The 22,773-nt window shown below is 74.8% G+C and carries 20 protein-coding genes and 1 pseudogene; 12 read left to right on the forward strand and 9 right to left on the reverse strand.

The genetic code is table 11. The features are described from left to right. Positions 1-16 precede the first annotated feature (16 nt). Positions 17-655, reverse strand: a complete 639-nt coding sequence (locus ACGF07_RS31010; protein ID WP_392904126.1) for a GDSL-type esterase/lipase family protein — start codon at positions 653-655, stop codon at positions 17-19. Between the two features lie 136 nt (positions 656-791). Continuing rightward, on the reverse strand, positions 792-1,730 hold the full coding sequence (locus ACGF07_RS31015; protein ID WP_392904129.1) for a LysR family transcriptional regulator: 939 nt from the start codon (positions 1,728-1,730) through the stop codon (positions 792-794). 108 nt (positions 1,731-1,838) lie between these two features. On the opposite strand from ACGF07_RS31015, the gene ACGF07_RS31020 reads away from it, so the two are divergent. The 4 genes from ACGF07_RS31020 to ACGF07_RS31035 all read left to right on the forward strand — a co-directional run bounded on the left by ACGF07_RS31020 (position 1,839) and on the right by ACGF07_RS31035 (position 6,943). After that, a complete protein-coding gene (locus ACGF07_RS31020) occupies positions 1,839-2,729 on the forward strand; it encodes an NAD-dependent epimerase/dehydratase family protein (RefSeq protein ID WP_392904131.1) in 891 nt (296 codons plus the stop codon). Continuing rightward, positions 2,726-3,622, forward strand: a complete 897-nt coding sequence (locus tag ACGF07_RS31025) for an aldo/keto reductase (protein ID WP_392904134.1) — start codon at positions 2,726-2,728, stop codon at positions 3,620-3,622. Before ACGF07_RS31020 ends, ACGF07_RS31025 begins: the two co-directional genes overlap by 4 nt. A 179-nt stretch (positions 3,623-3,801) precedes the next feature. Beyond that, complete coding sequence (locus tag ACGF07_RS31030) at positions 3,802-5,316, forward strand: carbohydrate binding domain-containing protein (RefSeq protein WP_392904135.1); 1,515 nt, start codon at positions 3,802-3,804, stop codon at positions 5,314-5,316. A 214-nt stretch (positions 5,317-5,530) separates the two neighbouring features. Then, a complete protein-coding gene (locus ACGF07_RS31035) occupies positions 5,531-6,943 on the forward strand; it encodes an SDR family NAD(P)-dependent oxidoreductase (protein WP_392904137.1) in 1,413 nt (470 codons plus the stop codon). Positions 6,944-7,088: 145 nt separating this feature from the next. Here the strand turns inward: ACGF07_RS31035 and ACGF07_RS31040 are convergent, their stop codons facing one another. The 3 genes from ACGF07_RS31040 to hemC form a co-directional block, all read right to left on the reverse strand. Next, positions 7,089-7,667 (reverse strand): SDR family oxidoreductase, encoded by a 579-nt coding sequence (locus tag ACGF07_RS31040; protein WP_392904208.1) that lies wholly within the window; start codon positions 7,665-7,667, stop codon positions 7,089-7,091. A gap of 109 nt (positions 7,668-7,776) precedes the next feature. After that, positions 7,777-8,295 carry a hypothetical protein gene (locus tag ACGF07_RS31045; protein ID WP_392904139.1) on the reverse strand — a complete coding sequence of 173 codons (519 nt, stop codon included), beginning with the start codon at positions 8,293-8,295 and terminating at the stop codon, positions 7,777-7,779. Positions 8,296-8,410: 115 nt separating this feature from the next. Beyond that, complete coding sequence (gene hemC / locus ACGF07_RS31050) at positions 8,411-9,346, reverse strand: hydroxymethylbilane synthase (RefSeq protein WP_392904141.1); 936 nt, start codon at positions 9,344-9,346, stop codon at positions 8,411-8,413. Between the two features lie 396 nt (positions 9,347-9,742). Here hemC and ACGF07_RS31055 point away from each other — a divergent pair, with 396 nt between their 5' ends. From ACGF07_RS31055 to ACGF07_RS31070, 4 genes are all read left to right on the forward strand, one after another. Continuing rightward, the gene (locus ACGF07_RS31055; RefSeq protein WP_392904143.1) at positions 9,743-10,948 is read left to right on the forward strand and encodes a cytochrome P450; all 1,206 of its coding nucleotides are present in this window, start codon (positions 9,743-9,745) and stop codon (positions 10,946-10,948) included. Between the two features lie 130 nt (positions 10,949-11,078). Then, positions 11,079-12,236 (forward strand): type III polyketide synthase, encoded by a 1,158-nt coding sequence (locus tag ACGF07_RS31060; RefSeq protein WP_392904146.1) that lies wholly within the window; start codon positions 11,079-11,081, stop codon positions 12,234-12,236. Next, on the forward strand, positions 12,233-12,913 hold the full coding sequence (locus ACGF07_RS31065) for an NUDIX domain-containing protein (RefSeq protein WP_392904149.1): 681 nt from the start codon (positions 12,233-12,235) through the stop codon (positions 12,911-12,913). Before ACGF07_RS31060 ends, ACGF07_RS31065 begins: the two co-directional genes overlap by 4 nt. Before the next feature lie 153 nt (positions 12,914-13,066). Further along, the gene (locus ACGF07_RS31070; RefSeq protein ID WP_350739171.1) at positions 13,067-13,507 is read left to right on the forward strand and encodes an SHOCT domain-containing protein; all 441 of its coding nucleotides are present in this window, start codon (positions 13,067-13,069) and stop codon (positions 13,505-13,507) included. A 137-nt stretch (positions 13,508-13,644) separates the two neighbouring features. On the opposite strand, the gene ACGF07_RS31075 is transcribed toward ACGF07_RS31070, so the two are convergent. Next, entirely contained in the window at positions 13,645-16,116 is a 2,472-nt protein-coding gene (locus tag ACGF07_RS31075; protein ID WP_392904152.1) for a Tex family protein, read from the reverse strand. 357 nt (positions 16,117-16,473) lie between these two features. On the opposite strand from ACGF07_RS31075, the gene ACGF07_RS31080 reads away from it, so the two are divergent. From ACGF07_RS31080 to ACGF07_RS31090, 3 genes are all read left to right on the forward strand, one after another. Beyond that, the gene (locus ACGF07_RS31080; RefSeq protein ID WP_392904154.1) at positions 16,474-17,373 is read left to right on the forward strand and encodes an aminoglycoside phosphotransferase family protein; all 900 of its coding nucleotides are present in this window, start codon (positions 16,474-16,476) and stop codon (positions 17,371-17,373) included. A gap of 207 nt (positions 17,374-17,580) precedes the next feature. Further along, positions 17,581-18,213, forward strand: coding sequence for a TetR family transcriptional regulator (locus tag ACGF07_RS31085; protein WP_392904156.1), 633 nt, complete (start codon positions 17,581-17,583; stop codon positions 18,211-18,213). Positions 18,214-18,311: 98 nt separating this feature from the next. Next, positions 18,312-19,244: a hypothetical protein gene (locus ACGF07_RS31090; RefSeq protein ID WP_392904158.1), complete on the forward strand. Its 933-nt coding sequence runs from the start codon at positions 18,312-18,314 to the stop codon at positions 19,242-19,244. Between the two features lie 234 nt (positions 19,245-19,478). On the opposite strand, the gene ACGF07_RS31095 is transcribed toward ACGF07_RS31090, so the two are convergent. Continuing rightward, complete coding sequence (locus ACGF07_RS31095) at positions 19,479-20,408, reverse strand: pentapeptide repeat-containing protein (RefSeq protein WP_392904161.1); 930 nt, start codon at positions 20,406-20,408, stop codon at positions 19,479-19,481. A gap of 130 nt (positions 20,409-20,538) precedes the next feature. Here ACGF07_RS31095 and ACGF07_RS31100 point away from each other — a divergent pair, with 130 nt between their 5' ends. Continuing rightward, positions 20,539-21,201, forward strand: coding sequence for a GNAT family N-acetyltransferase (locus ACGF07_RS31100; RefSeq protein WP_392904163.1), 663 nt, complete (start codon positions 20,539-20,541; stop codon positions 21,199-21,201). Between the two features lie 62 nt (positions 21,202-21,263). Here ACGF07_RS31100 and ACGF07_RS31105 read toward each other — a convergent pair whose 3' ends face one another. Both ACGF07_RS31105 and ACGF07_RS31110 read right to left on the reverse strand, forming a co-directional pair. Further along, positions 21,264-22,085, reverse strand: coding sequence for an SGNH/GDSL hydrolase family protein (locus ACGF07_RS31105; protein WP_392904165.1), 822 nt, complete (start codon positions 22,083-22,085; stop codon positions 21,264-21,266). A gap of 331 nt (positions 22,086-22,416) precedes the next feature. Beyond that, positions 22,417-22,770, reverse strand: a pseudogene (locus tag ACGF07_RS31110) (winged helix-turn-helix transcriptional regulator); the annotation flags it as partial. Positions 22,771-22,773 lie beyond the last annotated feature (3 nt).

The raw sequence follows: 22,773 nt of genomic DNA on the forward strand, positions 1-22,773 counted from the left end.
TCGAGTGCACTCAAGGTCAAGCCCGACCCGGCCGTGGCTCGATCCAGTCGCCGAAGCCGCCGTCGAGCACCAGCTGCGCGAGCCGCGCGTAACCGCCGGCGCCGGGGTGGGCACCGTCCGCCGCCTCGGCCTCGGCCGTCCAGGTCGGGTCGCCGGCCAGCGCCTCGGTGACGTCGACGAACGGGACGCGGTGCGGGGCACAGATTCCGGCCATCGCGGGGACGAGCCGCCGCAACCGCTCCAGGTGGTCCGCGCCCATGCCCACCACCGGGGGCGGGCCGACCACAAGGGCGGCGAGGCCGCGCTCGCGGGCGCCGTCGAGCAGGGCGGCGAGGTGGGCGAGGGTGTCCTCGTGCGCGACGCGGGTCGCGCCGCCCTCCGTCACCGCGTCGTTGGCTCCGAAGGAGAGCACCAGCCGGTGGTCCGCGCCGAGGAGGGTGCGGGCCTCCACCTCGGCCCAGCAGCGCTGCCGCACCTGCGCCGAAGTGTCCCGCCGGACACCGAGGTTGAAGGCGGTGGCGTGCGGCGCGGCGGCCTGCAGCACCCGGCCGACCCAGCCGCGGAACTCCGGGTCGCCGAGGCCCTGGACGAAGGAGTCGCCGAGGAAGTGGATCCGCGGGCCGCCGAAGGGATCGTTCGAATGGCGTGGGGTCATCGGGCCACCGTAGAGGTGCAGGCGGAGCGCGCGCCTCCGGGTTTCACCTCGCCCGCGTCCGGCGTCCCACCTCGCCCGCGTCCGGCTGCTCCGCCTCCTGGGCGTCCGCGTCCGGTTCCTCGGCCTCCGCCACCGCCTATGCCTCCGCTTCCTCCGCCAGAGCCTCCGGTTCCGCCGCGAGCCGGGCCGCCAGTTCCTCCGCCAGCCGCGCGGCGGGCCCGCGGCGGCGGCGGGAGAGGGCCACGCCAAGGTGCCGGCGCGGGCCGGGCTCGGCGAGCGGGAGGGCCACCAGGTCCGGATGCCCGGTCAGCCCGATCTCGGGGATCAGCGCGATGCCGACGCCGGCCCGGACCAGGGACTGGGCGAACTCGTAGTCCGTCGCGGTGCAGGAGATCCGCAGGTCGACGCCGGCCAGGGCGGCATGGCGGGCGAGCTGGCCGGCCGACTTGCGGCAGCCCAGGATCCAGCGCTGGTCGGCGAGTTCGGCCAGGTGCAGCGGCTCGGGCCGGAGCCGGTAGCCGGCCGCCACCGGGTGGTGGCGGGGCAGCACGACCCGCAGCGGGTCCTCGCCGAGCGGTGACCAGTCCAGACCGGAGCGGTCGCCGGGGCGGGCGGGCGGTGGGCCGTCCAGGTGGTAGGCGAGGGCGAGGTCGGCCCGCCCCTCGCGGACGGCGGGCAGGCTCTCCTCCGGTTCCGCCTCCAGGATCGTCAGTTCCACGTCCGGATGATCGGCGACGAAGCCGCCGAGCGCCCCGGGCAGCAGGCGCCGGCCGCCGCTGACGAAGGCGGCCACGACGAGGGCGGTGCGCTCGGCGGTCAGCTTCCCGATGCGCTGTTCGGTGTCGGCCAGTTCGGCGGCGATCGCGTCGGCGGCCTCCACGAGCAGGCGGCCCGCCTCGGTGAGGGTGACCCCGCGTGTGGAGCGCTCCACCGCGGGCGCGCCGAGGCCGCGTTCCAGTGCGGCGATCTGCTGCGAGACCGCCGAAGGGGTGCAACGCAGCGCGGTGGCAGCCTGGTTGAAGCTGCCGCAGCGGGCGACCTCCCGCAACACCGCGAGCCGCTGGACGTCGATCAACAGTTCTCCTGATGACGGGGGCTTTCGATCGACACTACCGCTGTCGGCTGGTGCGCGGCAGGCTGATCACCGGAAACGGACAGCACCGGACCGGGAGGGAACGGGAACGTGGACGTGTGCGTGATCGGCGGCAGCCGCCACTTCGGAAGACGGCTGGTCGAGGAACTGCGGGACGCGGGCGCCAGGGTGACCGTCGTCAACCGCGGCTCGACACCCGCCCCGCCGGGGGTGACCCACCTGCGCGCCGACCGCGACGACGAGACCGCGCTGCGGGCGGCACTCGCCGGCCGGCGCTTCGACGCCGTGGTCGACCAGGTCTGCTACACGCCCGTCCAGGCGGCCGCGGCCGCACGGGTCTTCGCCGACCGCACCCCGCGCTACGTCATGACCTCCACCGTCGAGGTCTACGCCCACCTCGGCCGCCCCGGCGGACCGGCCCTCGCCGAGTCGGCCCTCGACCTGTCGGCCGAGCCGGTGGACCACCGACTCCCCTGGCACGACCAGGCGTTCCTGGCGGACCACTACGGCGAGGGCAAGCGCCAGGCGGAAGCCCGGCTCACCCGGCAGGCGCCGTTCGGCGTCGTCACCGTGCGCACCGCGCACGTCCTCGGCGGAGCCGACTTCACCGGACGGCTGGCGCACTACGTGGAGCGGATCGAGCGCGGCCTGCCGATCGCCGTCCACCCCGCACCGCAGCGCGCGTCCTTCGTCTCCGCGCCGGAGATCGCCCGCTTCCTGGCCTGGGCCGCGGCGGCCGACTTCACCGGTCCGGTCAACGCCGCCTCCCACGGGACGCTGGACGTCCGCGAGTTGTGCGCGGCCGTGGGGCGGGAGACCGGCACCGAGCCGAGGCTGGTCGCCGGGGCCGGAGAACCTCCCTCGCCGTTCTCCTTCGACCGCAGCTACCCGATGGACACCGGCCGGGCGACCCGCCTCGGCTTCCGCTTCTCCCCGATCACCGACTGGCTGCCCCAGGCCGTCAAGGAGTCCCGCCGATGACCACCACCCCTGCCCCGACCCGTGCCATCGGCGGAACCCCGGTGAGCGCCATCGGCCTGGGCGCCATGCCGCTGTCCGTGGAGGGCCGCCCGGACGAGGACCAGGCGGTCGCCGTGATCCACGCCGCCCTGGACGCGGGCGTGACGCTGATCGACACCGCCGACAGCTACCACTGGCACGCCGGCGAAGTCGGCCACAACGAACGCCTCGTGGCCCGGGCGCTCGCCGCCCACCGCAGCGGCTCGGACGGGGTGCTGGTCGCCACCAAGGGCGGCCGGGGCCGCCCGGGCGACGGCACGTGGACGGTCGACGGCCGCCCCCGCCACCTGCGCCGGGCGGCCGAGGCCTCCGCCGCCCGCCTGGGCGTGGAGAGCATCGGCCTCTACCAGCTCCACAAGCCCGACCCGGCCGTCCCCTTCGCCGACTCCGTCGGCGCGCTGCGGGAGCTCGCCGACGCCGGCACCGTCCGGATGGTGGGCCTGTCCAACGTGGACTGCGGGCAGATCCGCACCGCCCACGCGATCCTCGGCCCACGCCTGGTCTCCGTGCAGAACCGGTTCTCCCCCGCCCACCAGGCCACCCGCGACACCCTGGACCTCTGCACCGAACTCGGCCTGGCCTTCCTGCCCTGGAGCCCGCTCGGGGGGATCTCACCCAGCGCCGTCGACGACCCGGGCACCGCCGCGCCCAGCACGGACACCCCCTTCCACGCCCTCGCCCGGGCCCGCGGCGTCAGCCCCCAGCGGATCTGCCTCGCCTGGCACCTGGCGCAGTCCCCGGCCGTCGTCCCGATCCCCGGCGCGCGTCGGCCGGCCTCCGTCCGCGACTCGGCCGCGGCGGCCGGACTCGCGCTCTCCGCCGAGGAGCTGGCGGAACTGACACCCCATCCTTAAAACGCCCCTAAGAGCCGCCCCCGACGGGATCCCGGACGCCGGAAGCGCTTGACGCGCCAGCTGGTCTAGTCCAGTTTGATCCTCAGCACCGCGCTCCCCCGCACCGGACCAGCCCCCCACGCTGCCGCCTGCCCCGCGCCCCGCCCGGCGCGGGCGGCCCCGTCCCGAGAGGCACCCCCATGCCCAGCGCGCTCCGACCCGCCCCCGCACACCGCCGTCCGACCGGCCGGACGGCGGTGCTGAGCCTCACTCTCGCCACCGTGCTCGCCGCCGGCGCCCTCGCCGGCCTGGCCGGGAACGCCGGCGCCGCCGACGGCAACCTGCTCGCCAACGCCGGGTTCGAGAGCGGCGCCCTGGCTCCCTGGAGCTGTTCCGCCGGGACGGGCAGCATCGTCGACTCCGGCGCGCACAGCGGGAGCCACGCGCTCAAGGGGGCGGTGAGCAACGGCGACACCGCGCAGTGCGGGCAGACCGTGGCCGTCCAGCCCAACACCGCCTACCGGCTGAGCGCCTGGGTCCAGGGCCAGTACGTCTACCTGGGCGCGACCGGCAGCGGCGTCACCGACCCGGCCACCTGGACGGCCGGCGGCCCCGGCTGGCAGCAGCTGTCCACCGCCTTCACCACCGGCCCGGCCACCACCAGCGTCACCGTCTACCTGCACGGCTGGTACGGGCAGGGCGCCTACCTGGCCGACGACATCACGCTCACCGGCCCCGGCGGCGGCCCGAGCACCCCACCGCCCACCGGGACGCCCACCGGCACACCGACCGGGACACCCACCGGCGGCCCGACCACCACCCCGCCGCCGAACGCCGCCCTGCCCGTCGCCCCGTACATCGACATGGGCGCCTGGCCCACCCCGTCGATGCCCGCCATGGCCACGTCCGGCGGCGTCAAGGGCTACACCATGGGCTTCGTCACCGGCGTCGGCTGCAAGGCCAGCTGGTTCAACGCCTACGACCCGCGCACCGGCTGGGCCAAGGACCAGGTCGACGCGCTGCGCTCGGCCGGCGGCGACGTCAAGCTCTCCTTCGGCGGCGCCAGCGGCACCGAACTCGCCGCCGCCTGCGGCTCGGTGGACTCCCTGTTCGCCGAGTACGACGCCGTGGTCAGGGCCTACGGCCTGCGCTACGTCGACTACGACATCGAGGGCGCGGCGATCGCCGACACCGCCTCCAACGACCGCCGCTCCGCCGCGCTCGCCAGGCTCCAGCAGGCCCACCCCGGCCTGAAGGTCTCGCTCACCCTGCCCGTCCTGCCGGAGGGGCTGACCAGCGAGGGCGTCGCGATCGTCAAGTCCGCCCGGGACGCCGGAGTCGACCTCGACCTGGTGAACGTCATGGCGATGGACTACTACCGGTCCGGCACCGACTACGGCAACGCCGCCGTCCAGGCCGCCCAGTCGCTCTTCGGCCAGCTCAAGGCGCTCTACCCGGCCAAGACCGACGCCCAGCTGTGGGCCATGGCCGGGGTCACCCCGATGATCGGCGAGAACGACGACCACCAGATCTACTCCCAGGCAGCCGCCCAGCAGTTGGTGGCCTTCGCCCAGCAGCACCACCTCGGCCTGCTGGCCTTCTGGGACGCCACCCGGGACGCCAACGCCTGCACCGGCGGCTCGCTGTCGAAGTGCACCAACATCCCGCAGCAGCCCTACGAGTTCGCGAAGATCTTCAGCCGGTACACGGGCTGAGTCCGCGTCCGAGGGGGCACCGACGTCCGGGGTGCCGGTGGGCCGGGGGGCCGCCGGCACCCCGGCGCGTGCGACCGGGAGGCACGGTGCGGGGTGGATCCGGCGGGCTCCGGCACGGGCCGACCGCCCGGTGACGCCGGGGAGAAATTGACATCTCATCGGCCTGGGCCGTCGATTACAGTCCGTCCCACCTGTACGGCACGAGGGGGCGGACATGACGGTCCGGGACGACCACGACCAGCTCAGCACGATCTTTCCGACCGGCGACGCCGCCCGCGCGGCCGGCTTCACCCCCGAGGAACTCGCCGCGTTCAGCAGCACGCTCGGCCGGCTGCGCGCACTCCCCGCACACGACCGCACCCGGCTGCACGTCGAGCGACAACTCAGCTCCTTCGTCCTGGAGAGCCGCAAGCGCCGCCGCCAGGAGGCCAGGCAGACCGCCCGGGAGGCCGACGCCCAGCTGCTCGCCGCCACCGCGACCGGCGCCCGCGACCGGCGTGAGGACGCGCCGCTCACCCCGGCCGCCACCGGACCGGTCGGCGAGCTGCTGACCCCGCGCAGGTGCTACGTCTGCAAGCGGGCGTACCGCCAGGTCGACGGCTTCTACCACATGCTCTGCCCGGACTGCGCGGCCGACAACACCGCCCGGCGCGGCCTGAGCACCGACCTGCGGGGGCGCCGGGCGCTGCTCACCGGAGGACGGGTGAAGATCGGCTTCCAGCTCGCGCTGATGCTGCTCAGGGACGGCGCCGAGCTGATCGTCACCAGCCGGTTCCCCCAGGACACCGTCCGGCGCTTCCGCGCCGCCGAGGGCAGCGAGCTCTGGTGGGACCGGCTGAGCGTGGTCGCCGTCGACCTGCGCGACCCGCGCCAGGTCCTCGGGCTGACCGAGGAGTTGCGGGCGGACGGCCGCCCGCTGGACATCCTGGTCAACAACGCCGCGCAGACCCTGCGCCGTCCGCCGGAGTCCTACGCCCTGCTGGCCGCGGGCGAGTCCACCGCGCTGCCCCCGGCCGACCGCCGGGCGATCACCCACGCCCCCGGCTTCCGCCCCTTCTCCGGTGCGGCGGCCCAACTCCCCTCGGACGGCGGCGGATCACTGCTGGACCTCACGGACGAGGCCGGGCTGCTGCCCGACCTCGCGCCGGCCAACTCCTGGTCCACCACCCTCGGTTCGCTCGACCCGGCCGAGGTGCTGGAGACCCAGCTGGTCAACGCCCTGGCCCCGGCCCTGCTCTGCGACCGGCTGCTGCCGCTGCTGCTCGCCTCCGCCCACCCGGCCCGCTACATCGTCAACGTCACCGCCGTGGAGGGCCGGTTCGCGGTCCGCAACAAGACCGCGCGCCACCCCCACACCAACATGGCCAAGGCCGCGCTCAACATGCTCACCCGCACCAGCGCGGCCGACCTCGCCACCCGGGGCGTGCACATGTGCGCCGTCGACACCGGCTGGATCACCGACGAGAACCCGGCGCCGAAGAAGACCCGGATCGCCGCTCGGGGCTTCCGCACTCCGCTGGACATCGTGGACGGCGCGGCCCGGGTGTACGACCCGATCGTGCGCGGCGAGGCGGGGCATCCCGTGTCGGGGGTGTTCCTGAAGGACTACCGGGTGGCGGAGTGGTGACGCGCCGCGAGCGGTAGCAGGCGGGCCGGCCCGGGCCGCGCGGGGTCCGGGGCCGGCCTCCCTGGGTCGGTCCGGGCCCGGCCGCGCGGGGCCGGTCCGGCCCGGGGCGGCTCCGGTCCGGCCCGGGGCGGCTCCGCCGGTGGGCTCAGCGGCCGGTGGGCAGGTTGGCCCCGCCGGTGCAGTCGAGGACCACGCCGGTGACGAAAGTGTTCGCCGCCAGCATGTGGATCGCCCGGGCCACGTCCTCGGGGCGGCCGACCCGCCCGACCGGGGTGGTGGCGGCCAGCCCGTAGAACAGTGCGGTGCGCTGCTCGGAAGGGACGCGGTCCCACCACGGGGTGTCGATGACACCGGGCGAGACGGCGTTGACCCGCAGCGGGGCCAGCTCGACGGCCAGCGGCGGCACCATCGCCTCCAGCGCACCGTTGATGGCGGCCAGACCGGCGGTGCCGGGGATGGCGGCGCGTGCGGAGGCGGCGGTGATCAGGGTGACCGAACCGTCCTCGCGCAGATGCGGCAGCGCCGCCTGGAGGACCCGGACCTGCGCCCAGAACTCGGCGTCGAACCCGGCGGCGAGGTCGGCCAGGTCGAGCCCGGCGAAGGGGCCGCTGCCGGCCGCGCCGCTGACCGCGACCACCAGGTGGTCGACGCCGCCGAGTTCGGCGAAGAAGGCAACGAGGGGGCCGTGTGCGCGGGAAGTCGGCGGGTCCGACCTCCCGTGCAGCGGAGTTCACGCGGTACGGCGGCGGCGACGGCGGTGGGCGACCGCCAGGGCGAAGGTGATCGGCCCCCGGCGCATCGCGGGCCCGATGCCGACCCGGGCCGCGGCTCCGTCACACCGACGGCACCCGGGCCCGGGCCCTGGTCACCGTCCGCCCCACCGGCCCCGCCACCAGGCCCAGCGCCGCGCCCGGCACGACCCCCTGCACCCCGTCCCAGACGTCCTGGACGTCGCAGCTGCGCCCGATCGCCGGCACCGCGTACTGCAGCGCCGACACCGCGAACGGCAGCACGGCGGTGCCCAGCAGCGCCACCGCCGCCCGCCGCCGCGTCCCCGCCAGGGCCGCGGCGAAGCCCACCGGGGCGTAGGTCGCCAGTTTCAGCTCGATGTGCCGCACGTGCAGCAGTTCGTACGGTGAGCGCGGCCGGCCGCCGCGCACCGTGCAGTGCCGCACGACGGCCTCGGACAGCCGGAAGGCCTCCGGCAGCAGCGTCGCCACGACCACCCCGCCGAGCCCGAGCAGCAGCAGGAAGCCGACCACCCAGTGGGCCCGGAGCAGCCGCCCCACCGGCCGGTTCAGCAGAGCCGCCGGCACCAGCGAGAGCAGCAGCCCGGGCCAGAAATTCGGCATCCCGCCGAGCACCGCACTGATCACGCCTCAACGGACGCCCCGGACACCCACCCGGTTCTCCGTCGCTCTCCCCCGCCGGAGCCCGCGGAAGCCGGGCGCCGGAGCAGGGCCGTGCTCAGTGCGGGATCGCGGCGATCAGCTCCTGCGCCCCCTGCCGCTTGAGCGCCAGCGCGACCGAGGTGCCGAGGTCCTCGGGGCTGAGCGCGCCCGCCCACTCGTGGGCGTCCAGCACCCGCTTGCCGTCCGGGCTGAAGACCCGGCCGCGCAGCGAGAGGCGGCCGTCCGCCTCGGCCTTGGCGTAGCCGGCGATCGGGCTGTTGCAGTGCCCCTGGAGCGCGTGCAGGAACATCCGCTCGGCCGCCGCCTCGCGCCAGGTGTCGTGGTGGCCGAGCCCGCTCACGGCCTCGATGGTCGCGGTGTCGTCCTCCCGGCACTGCAGCACCAGGATGCCGGCGCCGATCGGCGGGCACATCCCCTCCACGCCGAGCACCTCGGTGATCCGCTCCGGCTCGCCGATCCGCTCCAGGCCGGAGACGGCGAGCAGCAGCGCGTCGACGTCCCCGGCCGCCAGCTTGGCCAGCCGGCTGTTGGCGTTGCCGCGGATCGGGACGCACTCCAGGTGCGGGTGGGAGGTGGCGAGTTGGGCGATGCGGCGGACGGAGGAGGTGCCGATCCGGGTGCCCGCCGGGAGTTCGGCGAGGGTCAGGCCACCGGGGTGGACCAGTGCGTCGCGGATGTCGTCGCGGCGCAGGTAGGCGGCGAAGACGGTGCCGGCGGGCAGCGGGCGGTCGGCGGGCACGTCCTTGAGGCAGTGCACGGCGACGTCGGCCTCCCCGGCGAGCAGCGCGGCGTCGACCTCCTTGGTGAACGCGCCCTTGCCGCCCAGCTGGGCGAGGTCTCCGGTCCAGCGGTCGCCCGAGGTGGTGACCGGCACCACCTCGGTGCGCAGGGCCGGGTGCAGGGCGGCGAGTTCGGCGCGGACCCGCTCGACCTGGGCGAGCGCCATGGGCGAGGAGCGGGAGACGATGCGGATCAGCTCAGCGGTGGCCATGGCGCGATGATAGGCGTTCGAACGGCGGCGGTTGGCGGCGCGTCAGCCGTGCGGCGGACGGCGCGGCGGAGAACCACCCGGCCGCCCGTACCACCGGACCCGCGGCGGACCACCGGACCCGCCCCGGACCACCGGACCCGCCCCGGACCACCGGACCGTGCGGTAGCCGCCGAATCCGCCGGCCGGTCGCCGAGGTTCCGCCCGACGATCCGCCAAGTACCGCGGCAGCCGGCGCAATTCGCATGACAATCAGCCATCTCACTCGATGGAGGGAACAGTTCGGCGAACTCACATCTTTGCCAACCCATGGGGGAACATCTGCATGTCCGCGCCGGAACGGTGACGAACCGCTCGGACACCAACGCCCCGGCACGACAAGGACCATTGGACAGGCCCGTGACCACCACCACCCCCGTGTGGGACTGCCCCTTCCACCACACCGACGGTCTGGAGTTCGACCCCCTCCTCAAGCGGCTGCTCACCGAGGCCCCGATCGCCAGGATCCGACTGCCGCACGGTGCGGGCGAAGCCTGGCTCGCCACCCGCTACGAGGACGTCAAGGTGGTCACCACCGACCGCCGGTTCAGCCGCGCCGCCGGCATCGGGCGGGACCTTCCCCGGATGACGCCCGCCCCGATCGCCCAGGCCGAGGCCATCAACCTGATGGACCCGCCCGCCCACAACCGGCTGCGCCGCCTGGTCGCCCAGGGCTTCACCAACCGCCAGGTGGAACGGATGCGCGCCCGGACGCAGGACGTCGTCAGCGGCTACCTGGACGAGATGGAGGAGCACGGCGCCCCGGCCGACCTGGTCCGCTTCCTGTCCAGCCGGCTCCCGCTGCACACCATCTGCGAGCTGCTGGAGATCCCGCCGGAGGACCGCGCCCGGCTGCGGACGTGGGCCGTCGCCATGATGCGGATGGGCCCGGGCAGCCGGGAGGGCCAGGAGGAGGCCAAGGCGGGACTGCGCGGCTACTTCACCGAGCTCACCGCCGCCCGCCGCGCCGATCCCGGCGAGGACCTGATCAGCGCGCTCGCCACCGCCCGCGACGGCGACGAACTGCTGGACGACCAGGAGTTGGCCGTCATGGCGATGGTGCTGCTGGTCACCGGACACGACACCAGCACCTACCAGCTCAGCAACATCACCTACACCCTGCTCACCCACCCCGAGCAGCTCGCCAAGCTCCGCGCCCGGCCGGAGACGCTGCCGCAGGCCCTGGAGGAGTTGCTGCGCTTCATCCCGTTCCGCCAGGGCGTCGGCATCGCCCGGGTCGCCGTCGAGGACGTGGAGCTGGGCGGGGTGCTGATCCGGGCCGGCGAGGCCGTGCACGTCTCCTACCTCACCGCCAACCGGGATCCCGCCGTGTACGAGCGGCCCGACGAGCTGGACCTCGACCGCGGCGCGCCCACCCACATGGCCTTCGGTCACGGCCAGCACCACTGCCTCGGCTCGCACCTGGCCCGGATGGAGCTGCAGGTCGCGATCGGCACCCTGCTGCGGCGCTTCCCGCGGCTGCGGCTGGCCGTCGCGCCGTCCGAACTCGACTGGGACTCCGGCTCCATCTGGCGGTTCCCGCAGGCCCTGCCCCTCGCCTGGTGACCTCCCGCTCCCGGCGCGCCTCCCGCACGGCCGCCGGGCGCCTCCCGCACACCCTTCCACGCACATCACCGGCCACCGCCCGGCCGTCCGCCGCCGGCCCGCCACGGCCGCCCCCACGGGGAGACCCACCATGGCAACACTCTGCCGCCCCGCCGTCGCCGTGCCCGAGCACGTCATCACCCTCGACGAGACCCTCGACCTGGCCCGCACCCTGCACGCCGGCCACCCCCGACTCGGCCTGGTGCTGCGGCTGATCGAGAACACCGGGGTGCGCACCCGGCACCTGGTCCAGCCGATCGAGCAGACCCTCACCCACCCCGGTTTCACCGTCCGCAACCGGGTGTACGAGCGGGAGGCCAAGGCCCGCGTCCCCGCGGTGGTCGAACGGGCCCTGGCCAACGCCGAGGTGCCGGCCCGGGACATCGACCTGATCGTCTACGTCTCCTGCACCGGCTTCATGATGCCGTCGATGACCGCCTGGCTGATCAACACCATGGGCTTCCGCTCCGACACCCGCCAGGTGCCGATCGCCCAGCTCGGCTGCGCGGCCGGCGGCGCCGCCGTCAACCGGGCGCACGACTTCTGCCGCGCCTACCCCGGCGCCAACGTGCTGATCGTCGCCTGCGAGTTCTGCTCGCTCTGCTACCAGCCGAGCGACCTCGGCGTCGGCTCGCTGCTCTCCAACGGCCTGTTCGGCGACGCGATCGCCGCCGTGGTGATGCGCGGCCACGGCGGCACCGGGGTGCGCGTCGAGCGCAACGGCTCCCACCTCGTGCCGGACACCGAGAACTGGATCTCCTACGGGGTCGAGGACACCGGCTTCCACTTCCAACTGGACAAGCGGGTGCCCGGCACGATGGAGCTGCTCGCGCCCGCGCTGCGCGGCCTGGCGGGCCAACACGGCTGGGACGCTTCCGGACTGGGCTTCTACATCGTGCACGCGGGCGGCCCGCGGATCCTCGACGACCTCTGCCGCTTCCTCGACGTCGAGCCCGCGGTGTTCCGCTACAGCCGGGCCACGCTCACCGAACGCGGCAACATCGCCAGCGCCGTCGTCTTCGACGCCCTCGCCCGGCTGTTCGCCGACGGCGGCGCGCCCGAGGGCGCGCCGGGGCTGATCGCCGGATTCGGACCGGGCATCACCGCCGAGATGTCGCTGGGCAGTTGGGTGGGCGCCCCGGCCGACCGGGGGCACAACCGACCGCGCGCCGTCGCCACCTCCGACATCGCCCTCGTCCACCAGAGCGCTCCCCGCCGTTTCCCGGCCGGCACTACGATCACCGAATGACCGACACCACGGACCGCACCGGGAGCACGGAAAGCACCGGGAGCACGGAAAGCACCGGGAGCACGGAAAGCACCGGCACCACCGACCGCACCGGCACCGGCGAGACCGGCGCAACCACCGGGACCGCCGGAGCCGCCGAACTCGCCGCCCTCTTCCCCGCGTTGCACGCGCCGCAGTACTGGGCCTGGGGCCGCTACGACGCGCAGTTCTCCACCGTGCTGCCGCCGGACGACCTGGTCACCAACATCCACCTGGTCGGCTTCGCGGACGGCGGCGTGGTGCTGTGCCGGGACGACCGCGACCACTGGTTCCTGCCCGGCGGCACCCGGGAGCAGGGCGAGTCCGTCGCCGCCTGTCTGGCCCGCGAGCTGCGCGAGGAGGCCGGCGCCCGCCTGCTCGGCGAGCCGGCCTGGCTGGGCGCGCACCGCTGCCGCACCGACGACCCGGTGCCGTACCGGCCGTGGCAGCCGCACCCGGAGAAGGCCTGGCTGTGGGGGTGGGCGGAGGTCGCCCTGGACTCCACGCCGACCAACCCGGCGGACGGCGAGCAGGTGGTAGAGGTCCGGGCCGTCCCGGCCGCCGAGGCGCAGCGGCTGCTGCTCACCGGGCACGACGGGTGGTGGGGCGAGCTGATCGGCCTCGCGGTGGAGCTGCGGGAGCGGGCCCGACGGGGCTGAGGCGCCGCGCCGGGCCGTCGGCGGAGGGGTTCCGAGGGCTGCGCCTGAGGCCACGGGGGCTCCGGCGACCGCGGGGGCCCGGGGCTGCGGGGGCTCACCGGAACGGTGGAACACCGGGCCACGGTGTCCGTTTTGCGGTGATATGACTCAACCATGGACACCTACCCGTTGGCCGTCCCGCTGGCCGCCGACTACCCCCTGCTCAACATCTTCTGGACGATGCTGGAGCTCTTCCTCTGGGTGCTCTGGTTCTTCCTGCTGTTCAAGATCATTACGGACATCTTCCGCAGCCACGACCTCAGCGGCTGGGGCAAGGCCGGCTGGCTGATCCTGGTGATCCTCCTGCCACTGCTCGGCGTCCTCGTCTACCTCATCGCCCGCGGCCAGAGCATGGGCAAACGGGACCTGGAACAGGCCCAGCAGGCCGACGCGGCGGTCCGGGCGTACATCCGGGACGCGGCCGGGACGCCGGCGGAGGGCGGCGGCGGCGGTGGAAGCCACGTCGAGGACCTGGCGAGGCTGGCGGACCTGCGCGACCGGGGCGCCATCTCCGACGAGGAGTACCGGAAGGCCAAGGACAAGCTCCTGATGTGACCGGACGCGACGGCCGGGGCCGGTGGGCGCATCCCGCACCCACCGGCCCCGGCCGTGTCGGCCACCGCCGCTACCGCCCGCTCAGCGCCGTCCGCTCAGCGCCGGCTGCTCACCCCCGGCTGCTCAACACCGTCCGCTCAGCGCCGACCGGAGCGCCGACCGGCCGAGCCGCCGTCGCCACCGCCGGTCAGGCCCGCGCGGCGCAGCGCGTCCGCCATGGCGCTGTTCGCGGGCGCGCCGCCGCCGAAGCCGCCCCGGTCAGCCTGGCCGCCCCGGTCCCGCCGGTCCTGGCCGCTGCGGCCGCCCTGACCGCCCTGACCGGGACCGCGCCGCTCCTGGCGGGGCGGGCGGGCCTGCCGGTCGCCCCGGTCGCCGCCGCGGTCGCCGCGGTCGCGGCCGACCTCGTCGTCCAGCCGCAGGGTGAGCCCGATCCGCTTGCGCGGCACGTCCACCGAGAGCACCCGGACCTTGACGATGTCCCCGGGCTTGACGACCTCGCGCGGGTCCTTGACGAAGTTCCTGGACAGCGCGGACACGTGCACCAGGCCGTCCTGGTGGACGCCCACGTCGACGAAGGCACCGAAAGCGGCGACGTTGGTGACCACGCCCTCCAGCACCATGCCGACCTCGAGGTCACCGATCTTGTCGACGCCCTCCTTGAAGACGGCGGTGCGGAAGGCCGGGCGCGGGTCACGGCCCGGCTTGTCCAGCTCGCCGAGGATGTCGGTGACGGTCGGGACGCCGAAGGTGTCGTCGGCGAAGTCCTCCGGGCGCAGCGCGCGCAGCCGCTCGCCGTTGCCGATCAGCTCGCGCAGCTCCCCGCCGGTCGCGGCGAGGATGCGGCGCACCACCGGATAGGCCTCCGGGTGCACACTGGAGGCGTCCAGCGGGTCGTCCCCGCCGGGGATGCGCAGGAAGCCCGCGCACTGCTCGAAGGCCTTGGGGCCGAGCCGGGCGACGTCCTTGAGCTGCCTGCGGGTGCGGAACGGGCCGTTGGCGTCGCGGTGGGCCACGATGTTGTCCGCCAGCGTGGCGGTGATGCCGGAGACCCGGGTGAGCAGCGGCGCCGAGGCGGTGTTGACGTCCACTCCGACGGCGTTGACACAGTCCTCGACCACGGCGTCCAGCGAGCGGGAGAGCTTCACCTCGCTCAGGTCGTGCTGGTACTGGCCGACGCCGATCGACTTGGGGTCGATCTTGACCAGTTCGGCCAGCGGGTCCTGGAGGCGGCGGGCGATGGAGACCGCGCCGCGGATCGACACGTCCAGGTCCGGCAGCTCCTGGGAGGCGAACGCGGAGGCCGAGTAGACCGAGGCGCCGGCCTCGCTGACCATCGCCTTGGTGAGCTTCAGCTCGGGGTGGCGCTTGATCAGGTCCTCGGCGAGCTTGTCGGTCTCCCGGGAGGCGGTGCCGTTGCCGATCGCGATCAGGTCGACGTCGTGCCTGCGCGCCAGCGCGGCCAGGGTGCCGAGGGCCGCGTCCCACTTGTTGGCGGGCTGGTGCGGGTAGATCGTGTCGTGGGCGACGACCTTGCCGGTGGCGTCCACCACGGCGACCTTCACGCCGGTGCGGAAGCCCGGGTCCAGGCCCATGGTGGCGCGGGTGCCGGCCGGGGCGGCCAGCAGCAGGTCGCGCAGGTTGGCGGCGAACACGCGCACCGCCTCGTCCTCGGCCTCGGCGCGCAGCCGGGCGCGCAGGTCGATGCCGAGCCGGACCAGGATGCGGGTGCGCCACGCCCAACGGACGGTGTCGACCAGCCACTTGTCGGCCGGGCGGCCGCGGTCGGCGATCCCGAAGCGGGCCGCGATGCGCTGCTCGTAGTCGTTGGCGCCGGGCAGGTCGCCCTCGGACTCGCCGTCGTACGGAGAGAGTTCGAGGTCGAGCACCTCCTCCTTCTCGCCGCGAAGCATCGCCAGGATGCGGTGCGAGGGGAGCTTGGTGTAGGGCTCGGCGAAGTCGAAGTAGTCGGCGAACTTGGCGCCGTCGGCCTCCTTGCCGTCGCGGACCCTGGCGACCAACCGGCCCCGGGTCCACATCCGCTCGCGCAGCGAACCGACCAGGTCGGCGTCCTCGCCGAAACGCTCGACCAGGATCGCGCGGGCGCCCTCAAGTGCCGCCGGGGCGTCCGCCACCGACTCGTTGAGGTACCCGGCGGCCAGCGTCGCCGGGTCCTGCGTCGGGTCGGCGAGCAGGGTGTCGGCCAGCGGCTCCAGACCGGCCTCGCGGGCGATCTGCGCCTTGGTGCGCCGCTTGGGCTTGAACGGCAGGTAGATGTCCTCCAGCCGGGCCTTGGAGTCGGCGGCGAGCACCTGGGCGCGCAGCGCGTCGTCCAGCTTGCCCTGGGCCTCGATCGACTCCAGGACGGCCGCCCGGCGCTCCTCCAGCTCGCGCAGGTAGCGCAGCCGCTCCTCCAGGGACCGCAGCTGGGAGTCGTCCAGCGAGCCGGTGACCTCCTTGCGGTAGCGGGCCACGAAGGGGACGGTCGCGCCGCCGTCGAGCAGGTCGACGGCCGCCTTCACCTGCCCCTCGCGGACCCCCAGTTCCTCGGCGATCTTCCGCTCGATCGCCTGCTGGGCCCGGTGGGTCCCCTGTTCGACTGAGGTGGTCACGAAGCCGGTCACCTTCTCCTTCAGTGCTTTCGCCGTACGCCCTGCATTCTGGCAGGTACCGGTGACGGCACCCGGCCGCACCCGGGGCAGCGGGCGTGGCGCGGCCCGGCGGCGCTCCTAATCCGGCGCGAGCGGGGTCCAGTTGGGGGGGTTCGGGTCACGCCGGCGGGAGCGGGCCGCTCCGCCGCCCTGGCCACCGCGGGGCGCACTCGCCGCGTGTCTGCCGCGTGTCCGCCGTGCGTCTGCCGCCCGTCCGCCGCGCGTCTGCCGCCCGGACACCATTTCCTCACGTCATCGGGCCCGGTAGTTCCGGGATTCCGGCTGAAGGCCGGAGGCCCGCGCTGTACGCTGCCGGGCATGTGCGCTGCCGCCCGGATGCACCCCGAGGAACCGGTCGTCGACGCGGCCCTGGTACGGCGGTTGGTCTCCGCCCAGTTCCCCGAGTGGGTGGGCCTTCCCGTCACCCCGGTCGGGTCCGCCGGGGCGGACAACGCGATGTTCCGGCTCGGGCCCGAACTCGCCGTCCGGCTGCCCCGGGTGGAGTGGGCGGCCGGGGACGTCCGCCGGGAGCACCGGTGGCTGCCCGGGCTGGCACCACGGCTTCCGCTGCCCGTGCCCGTACCGGTCGCCGTCGGCCGCCCTGCCGCGGGCTACCCGTGGGAGTGGTCGGTGCTGCGTTGGCTCGACGGCGTGAACCCGGCGGTCGGCGCCCTCGCCGCCCCCGGAGCGCTGGCCCGCGACCTGGCCGGCTTCGTCAACGCCCTGCGCGCGGTCGACCCGTCGGGCGCCCCGGTCGGGCCCCGCAGCGTCCCGCTCGCCTCCCGGGACGGCGCCACCCGCGCCGCGATCGCCCAGCTCGCCGGAGCCATCGACACCGCGGCCGCAACCGCCCTGTGGGACAAGGCCCTCGGGCTCCCCGAGTACGACGGCCCGCCGGTCTGGATGCACGGCGACCTCACCCCGGGCAACCTGCTGCTCTCCAGAACCGGCCGGCTCGCCGCCGTCCTCGACTTCGCCCTGATGGGCGTCGGCGACCCCACCGCCGACCTGATCGCCGCCTGGTACCTGCTCCCGGCCTCCGCCCGCCCCGCCTTCCGGTCCGCCCTGCACGTGGACGACGCGATGTGGGCCCGCGCCCGCGCCTGGGCCTTCTCCATCGCCCTGGTGACGATCCCCTACTACCGGCACACCGACCAGGCCCGCACGGCCAACGCCCGGTACGTCGTCCGCGAGGTCCTCGCCGATCGCGGCAGGTGACCGGCGGCTGCCCGGACGCCGGCTCCGCGGGCCGTCCCGCACCGGGTCGCCCCCGGTCCCGCTCGCGCCGCCAACGGCACGGGTCGGCCAGGCCGTTGGAATGCTTGACCGTCCTCGCGCTTGGGCGCCCACCTCTTCGCACTGCCGACGACGCCGAACCAGGTCAGAAACCTGCCCCGGTCAACTCCGGCTGCTAGCCTAGTCCGCATGAGTGGACTGCGGGAGCGCAAGAAGGAGCGGACGCGGCGGGCGATCTCCGAGGCGGCCATCGCGCTGTTCCTGGAGCACGGCTTCGACCAGGTGTCGGTGGCGGACGTCGCGGCCGCCGCCGAGGTCTCCAAGCCGACCCTGTTCAGCTACTTCCCCAGCAAGGAGGACCTGGTCGTCCACCGCTTCGCCGACCACCAGGACCAGGCCGCCGACGTGGTCCGGGGCCGTGGCGCCGACGAGTTGGCGCTCGACGCCCTGCGCCGGGACTTCCTGGACGGCCTGGCCCGGCGCGACCCGGTCACCGGCCTCAACGACCACCCCCAGGTCCTGGCCTTCACCGGCCTGGTGTACGGCACCCCGAGCCTGGCCGCCCGGGTCGGCGCCTACACCGCCCGCGCCGAACAGTCCCTCGCCGACGCCCTGCGCGAGGACCCCGACCTCGCCCCGCCCCACGAGCTCACCGCTCCCCTGCTCGCCGCCCAGGTCACCGCCACCCAGCGCGTCCTCGCCCTGCGCACCTGGCACCGCATCCACCACGACGGCCGCACCGCCGACGAACTCCACCCCGAGGCGGTCGCCGCCGCCGACCGCGCCTTCGACCTGCTGACCCGGGGCTACGCCGGCGCCTGAGCCCCCGGGCCGGTCGCCGACCGGGGGCCGGTGGCGGCGCCCCTACACTCCCCTCGACAGCACCGGCATCCGGGTGCTGCGATCGCGAGGGGGCTGCGGTGCCGACGGTCAGTGAACTGCAGAAGGCCTGGAGGCTGCCCGCTGCCGATCGTTGGGCAGGGTGGCGCCCGCTGTGGTGGACGGCCGGGCCCACAGGAGAGCTCGCTGTTCTGCTGGTGCATCGACGACACCTCCGCCGAAGCCGCCACGTCAAGGGCTGGGTCGGATGGAGGCCCGACCTCCCGTTCGACGGGGTGCTGGTGACCCGCCGGACGGACGGATCGGTGGAGCGCCGGCTGGTGACGGACATACCGGAACACCCCAGTCACATCGCGCTCCTCCCTGGTTCGCGCCTTCTCATGGCGAGCGGTCGCACGTTCAGGGATGACGCGGGGCTTTGGCCGCCGAACGCCGTCGTGCGATCTCCAGAGGACCACCAGGAGAGCAGCTTCTGCATCGGTGACGACATACCCGTTCTGACGACCGATCGTGGTGGGTCGATCTGGACGGCCTACGGTGACGAAGGGATCTACGGTGGCCACCCGGAGTCGGCAGCGGGCCTTGCCGGCTGGAGTGCCGACGGCCAGGCGACGTGGGTGCCGCGAGGCCGACTTCCTGATGCGCCCTTGGAAGGCTGCACCTCCGCCACCGAAGGAGACCGCGTGTGGCTGGTCTGGTACTCCGGCACAAGCCGTGGGGGCACGTTCCTGACACGGATCACGCCCTCCACGGATGAGGTGACCAGCTGGCGCAGCCCCGTGGCCGCCCCGGACGGGTTCGCCGTGCGCGGCAGTCGTGCGGTCCTGACCAAGCGCGATCACAACCGTCGGTCGATCGAGGTGGTCCGGGCCGAGCTGGTCGGCACTGGCTGGAGCGTGACCGACCGGCGAAGGATCCGAGTTCCCGGCCGCGTGGTCATGCGCTGCGGGCAGGGGCGTGACGGCTCTCTGCGGCTTCGTGCCGGCGACACCTGGGTTCGTATCGACGCCTGACGCGGATCGAGCGACGACGCAGGTCAGGAGCGCCGGGCCGGCTCCGCGGCCTCGCGGGCCCCCCGGCGCCTGCGGCCCGGCCCTCGACGCGCACGAGCTGCTGCCGAGCAGGCGTTCCAGAACGGCCGAGGCATTCGGCACTCAGGCCGGGGAGAGCCGCACACGGCGGGCTCCGGAGGCCGGCCCCGATCCCCCGCTCCGATCACCCGCGCGAACCCCTGCGGATCGACACGGCTAGCGACGGCGCCCCCGGGCCGGTCGGGGGCCGTGGGGCCGGCCCGGACCGCGCGGCTTGCGCGGGGCGGCGGGCGCCGCCGGGGCGGCGGTCTCCGGCCAGTGGGCGGGGCGGGTGAGGGTGGGCGGCAGGAGGGTGGAGGCGTCGCCGCGGGCGGCGTTGAGCTGGGCCTGGGTGAGGAAGAGTGCCGAGGTGAGGTCGGCGCCGGTGAGGTCGGCGTCCCGCAGGTCGGCACCGATCAGGTCGGCGAGGCGCAGGTCGGCGCCGGAGAGGTCGGCGGCGACCAGCAGGGCGCCGCGCAGGTTGGCGCCGCGCAGGTCGGCGCCGCGCAGGCGGGCCCCGAAGAGGTCGGCGCCGCGGTGCTCGCGACGGCGGGGGACGGCTTCGCGGACGAGTTCGCCGGCGCGCAGCAGCAGCTCGCTGACCCGCCGGCGGTGGGCGGGCACGTCGACGGCGAGGATCTCCTCGGGGGTGCCGCCGGCCAGCCGGTCGGTCTCCTCCAGGGCCTGCCGCAGTTCGGCGTGGACGGAGCGGGCGGGCTCGAAGGTGAGTGCCTCGGTGAGGTACCAGAGCAGTTCGTGGAGCTGCCGCACGATCGGGAACACGTCGAACATCGACCGGGCGGCGGCCGGCTCCTCGCGCCAGCTGACCCCGCCGAAGGTGACCTGGGAGACCCGCTGCCCGGCGCCGAAGCAGTCGTAGACGGTGCAGCCCTGGAAGCCGCTGTCGCGCAGCCGGGCGTGGATGCCGCAGCTGAAGTCGGTCCGCAGGTTGCGGCAGGGGGTGCCGGCGGCCTTGTCGACGGCGAAGTCGGCGGTGGCGGCGAAGGGCAGGGCGACGCAGCAGAGCCCGAAGCAGCTTCGGCAGTCGGAGTTCAGCGGGGTCGGCGCGGCCGCCGTCGGGTCCTGCGGCGACTCGGTCTCGCGCACGTTCCGGGTTCCTTCCACCTGCCGGGCGCCGCTCCGGCGCCGTGGACCAGAAATCCTACTGGGCAGGAGCGCCCTCACCCCGGTAAGGTACACAGAGGCAGTGTGACCATTACGTAACGGAGGAGGGGCGATGTCGCAGCCGAGCATCACCGAGCTGGTCCGGATGTGGATCAGCGGCTGGATCGTCTCCCGGGGCGCCGCCGATCCCGTGGAGCAGCCCTGGGGCTGGAGCATCGACGTGGGCGCGCCGACCGGGGAGGTGGCCCGGCACGTGGTGCCCGAGCCGACCGAGGCCGAGGTCCGCAAGCTCGCCGAGGGCATCACCGCGCCCACCACCTGGCTGAAGCTGTTCGCCGAGGACGCCACCGTGCGCCCCTGGCTGGGCCCGCGCTGGCGGCTGGACGTGACGGGCTTCCTGATGACCGTCCCGCTCGCTCCGGAGCAGCCCGGGCTCCCGCCCGGCTACACCCTGACCACCTGGACCAGGGGCGGGGTCGTGCGCGCACTGGTGCGCACCGAGGACGGCCGGCCGGCCGCCCGGGGCCAGGCAGGACTGGCCGGCCCGGTGGCCGTACCGGACCAGATCGTGACGGACCCCGACCACCGCCGCCGGGGCCTGGGCTCGGTGGTGATGCGGTCCCTCCAGGCCACCGCGTACGGGGCCGGCGCCCGCACCGGCGTGCTGGTCGGCACAGCGGACGGGCAGGCGCTCTACACCGCGCTGGGCTGGACCACCCATTCCCCGATGGCGAGCCTGGTGCTGGACGGGGACAGCCCGGCCGAGGACCAGTAGCGCGTCGGCGGGCCGAGGGGGCCGGCGGATCCAGGAGACCGGCGGACCGGCGGACTAGCGGACTAGCGGTACGGCAGCAGCTCGGGCCGCTTCGGCGGGCGGCCGTCGCCGGAGGAGCGGCCGGTGAGGCGGCGGCCGATCCACGGGCCGAGGTGGGTGCGCAGCCAGCGGGCGTCGGAGCGCAGCTTCTCGGCGCGGCCGGGCGGGGTGGCGGCGGGCATCGGGGCGCGCCAGTCGAAGGCGGCGGGGCGGCCGAGGGCTTCGAGCACGCCCTCGGCGACCCGGCGGTGGCCCTCCGGGGACAGGTGCAGGCGGTCCTCGGCCCAGAGCCGGCGGTCGTCGAAGCAGGGCGCCGAGAAGAGGTCGACCACGGCGATGCCGTCCTGCTGCCCGAGTTCCTGGACGAAGGCCTTCATCCGCAGGATGGCGGGGAGCAGCCGGGCGCTGCCCGCCAGTCGGCGGGTGGGGTCGGTGCTGGTGAACAGGACGACGGTGGCGCCGGTGGCGCGCAGGCCGGTGGCGCAGCGGCCGAGCAGCCGCTCGACCCGGGCGATGTCGCAGCCCGGACGCAGCACGTCGTTGAAGCCGCCGGCCAGGGTGACCAGGTCGGCGCCCATGGCGGCGGCGGGGGCGAGCTGCTCGTCGTGGATCTGGCCGATGAGTTTGCCGCGGACGGCGAGGTTGGCGTACCGGAAGTCCCCGTCCGCCGGCCCCACCCGCTCTTCGCGGCCCACCCGCTGCGCGTGCTCGGCGGCGAGCGCCGAGGCGACCCGGTCGGCCCAGCCCCGGTAGTGGCCGTCGTGCAGCAGCTCGTCGCACATGCCCTCGGTGAAGGAGTCCCCGACGGCGACGTAACTGGCGTAGCTGCGGTGGGTGGTGGGCACGGCTGCCTCCGCTCTCCTGAGTTCGGCCCCGAGGTGGCTCCGCGGTCCGACGATCGTACGTGTGCGCCCGGCGGGCCAGTGCGCCGGGGCCCGGCTCGCAGGGGCCGCGCACGCAGGAGACGGGTACGCAGGAGACGGGTACCCAGGGGGCGGGTACCCAGGGCCGGGTCGGGCAGCGGCCCGGCGCTCATCGCGCGTACAGTGCCCGTTTACCGGTCCGCGCCATCCTTGGGTCCGGGGCGGCGGTCGGCGACGGGGGCCTTGCCGCCGCCCTCCCTCTCCGGAGCCGTCACCCCGTAACGGCCGCCTCCCGCGCGGCGCCGGCGGTCGTGTACCAGTGCTCGCGGACCGCGTCGGTGGGCCGCTGTTCGCCGAGGGCGCCCAGCCCCCACTCCCCCAGGGCCTCGATCACCGGCCGCAGTCCGCGTCCGCGTTCGGTCAGCTCGTAGACCGTCGCGCTGGCCGGCCGCTCCAGCTTGCGGCGGACGGCGAGCCCCTCGCCCTCCAGCTGCTTGAGCCGGGCGGCGAGGATGTCGGTGGAGACGCCGGGCAGGTCGGCGTGGAGGTCGGTGTAGCGGCGCGGCCCGCCGAGGAGTTCACGGACGATCAGGAGGCTCCAGCGCTCCCCCACCGCGTCCAGGGCGCGGGCGACGGCGCAGTACTGGTCGTAGCTTCGGCGTGACATGTG

Source organism: Kitasatospora sp. NPDC048194 (assembly GCF_043202455.1).
In the GTDB taxonomy this organism is placed as follows: Bacteria; Actinomycetota; Actinomycetes; order Streptomycetales; family Streptomycetaceae; genus Kitasatospora.

Bases quoted from the DNA above. Each gene is read 5' to 3' on its own strand.
- ACGF07_RS31085 (WP_392904156.1), top strand. From the start codon at position 17,581: ATGAGTGGACTGCGGGAGCGCAAGAAGGAGCGGACGCGGCGGGCGATC.
- ACGF07_RS31010 (WP_392904126.1), bottom strand. From the start codon at position 655: ATGACCCCACGCCATTCGAACGATCCCTTCGGCGGCCCGCGGATCCAC.
- ACGF07_RS31065 (WP_392904149.1), top strand. From the start codon at position 12,233: ATGACCGACACCACGGACCGCACCGGGAGCACGGAAAGCACCGGGAGC.
- hemC (WP_392904141.1), bottom strand. From the start codon at position 9,346: ATGGCCACCGCTGAGCTGATCCGCATCGTCTCCCGCTCCTCGCCCATG.
- ACGF07_RS31035 (WP_392904137.1), top strand. From the start codon at position 5,531: ATGACGGTCCGGGACGACCACGACCAGCTCAGCACGATCTTTCCGACC.
- ACGF07_RS31045 (WP_392904139.1), bottom strand. From the start codon at position 8,295: ATGCCGAATTTCTGGCCCGGGCTGCTGCTCTCGCTGGTGCCGGCGGCT.
- ACGF07_RS31025 (WP_392904134.1), top strand. From the start codon at position 2,726: ATGACCACCACCCCTGCCCCGACCCGTGCCATCGGCGGAACCCCGGTG.
- ACGF07_RS31060 (WP_392904146.1), top strand. From the start codon at position 11,079: ATGGCAACACTCTGCCGCCCCGCCGTCGCCGTGCCCGAGCACGTCATC.
- ACGF07_RS31080 (WP_392904154.1), top strand. From the start codon at position 16,474: ATGTGCGCTGCCGCCCGGATGCACCCCGAGGAACCGGTCGTCGACGCG.
- ACGF07_RS31030 (WP_392904135.1), top strand. From the start codon at position 3,802: ATGCCCAGCGCGCTCCGACCCGCCCCCGCACACCGCCGTCCGACCGGC.
- ACGF07_RS31070 (WP_350739171.1), top strand. From the start codon at position 13,067: ATGGACACCTACCCGTTGGCCGTCCCGCTGGCCGCCGACTACCCCCTG.
- ACGF07_RS31100 (WP_392904163.1), top strand. From the start codon at position 20,539: ATGTCGCAGCCGAGCATCACCGAGCTGGTCCGGATGTGGATCAGCGGC.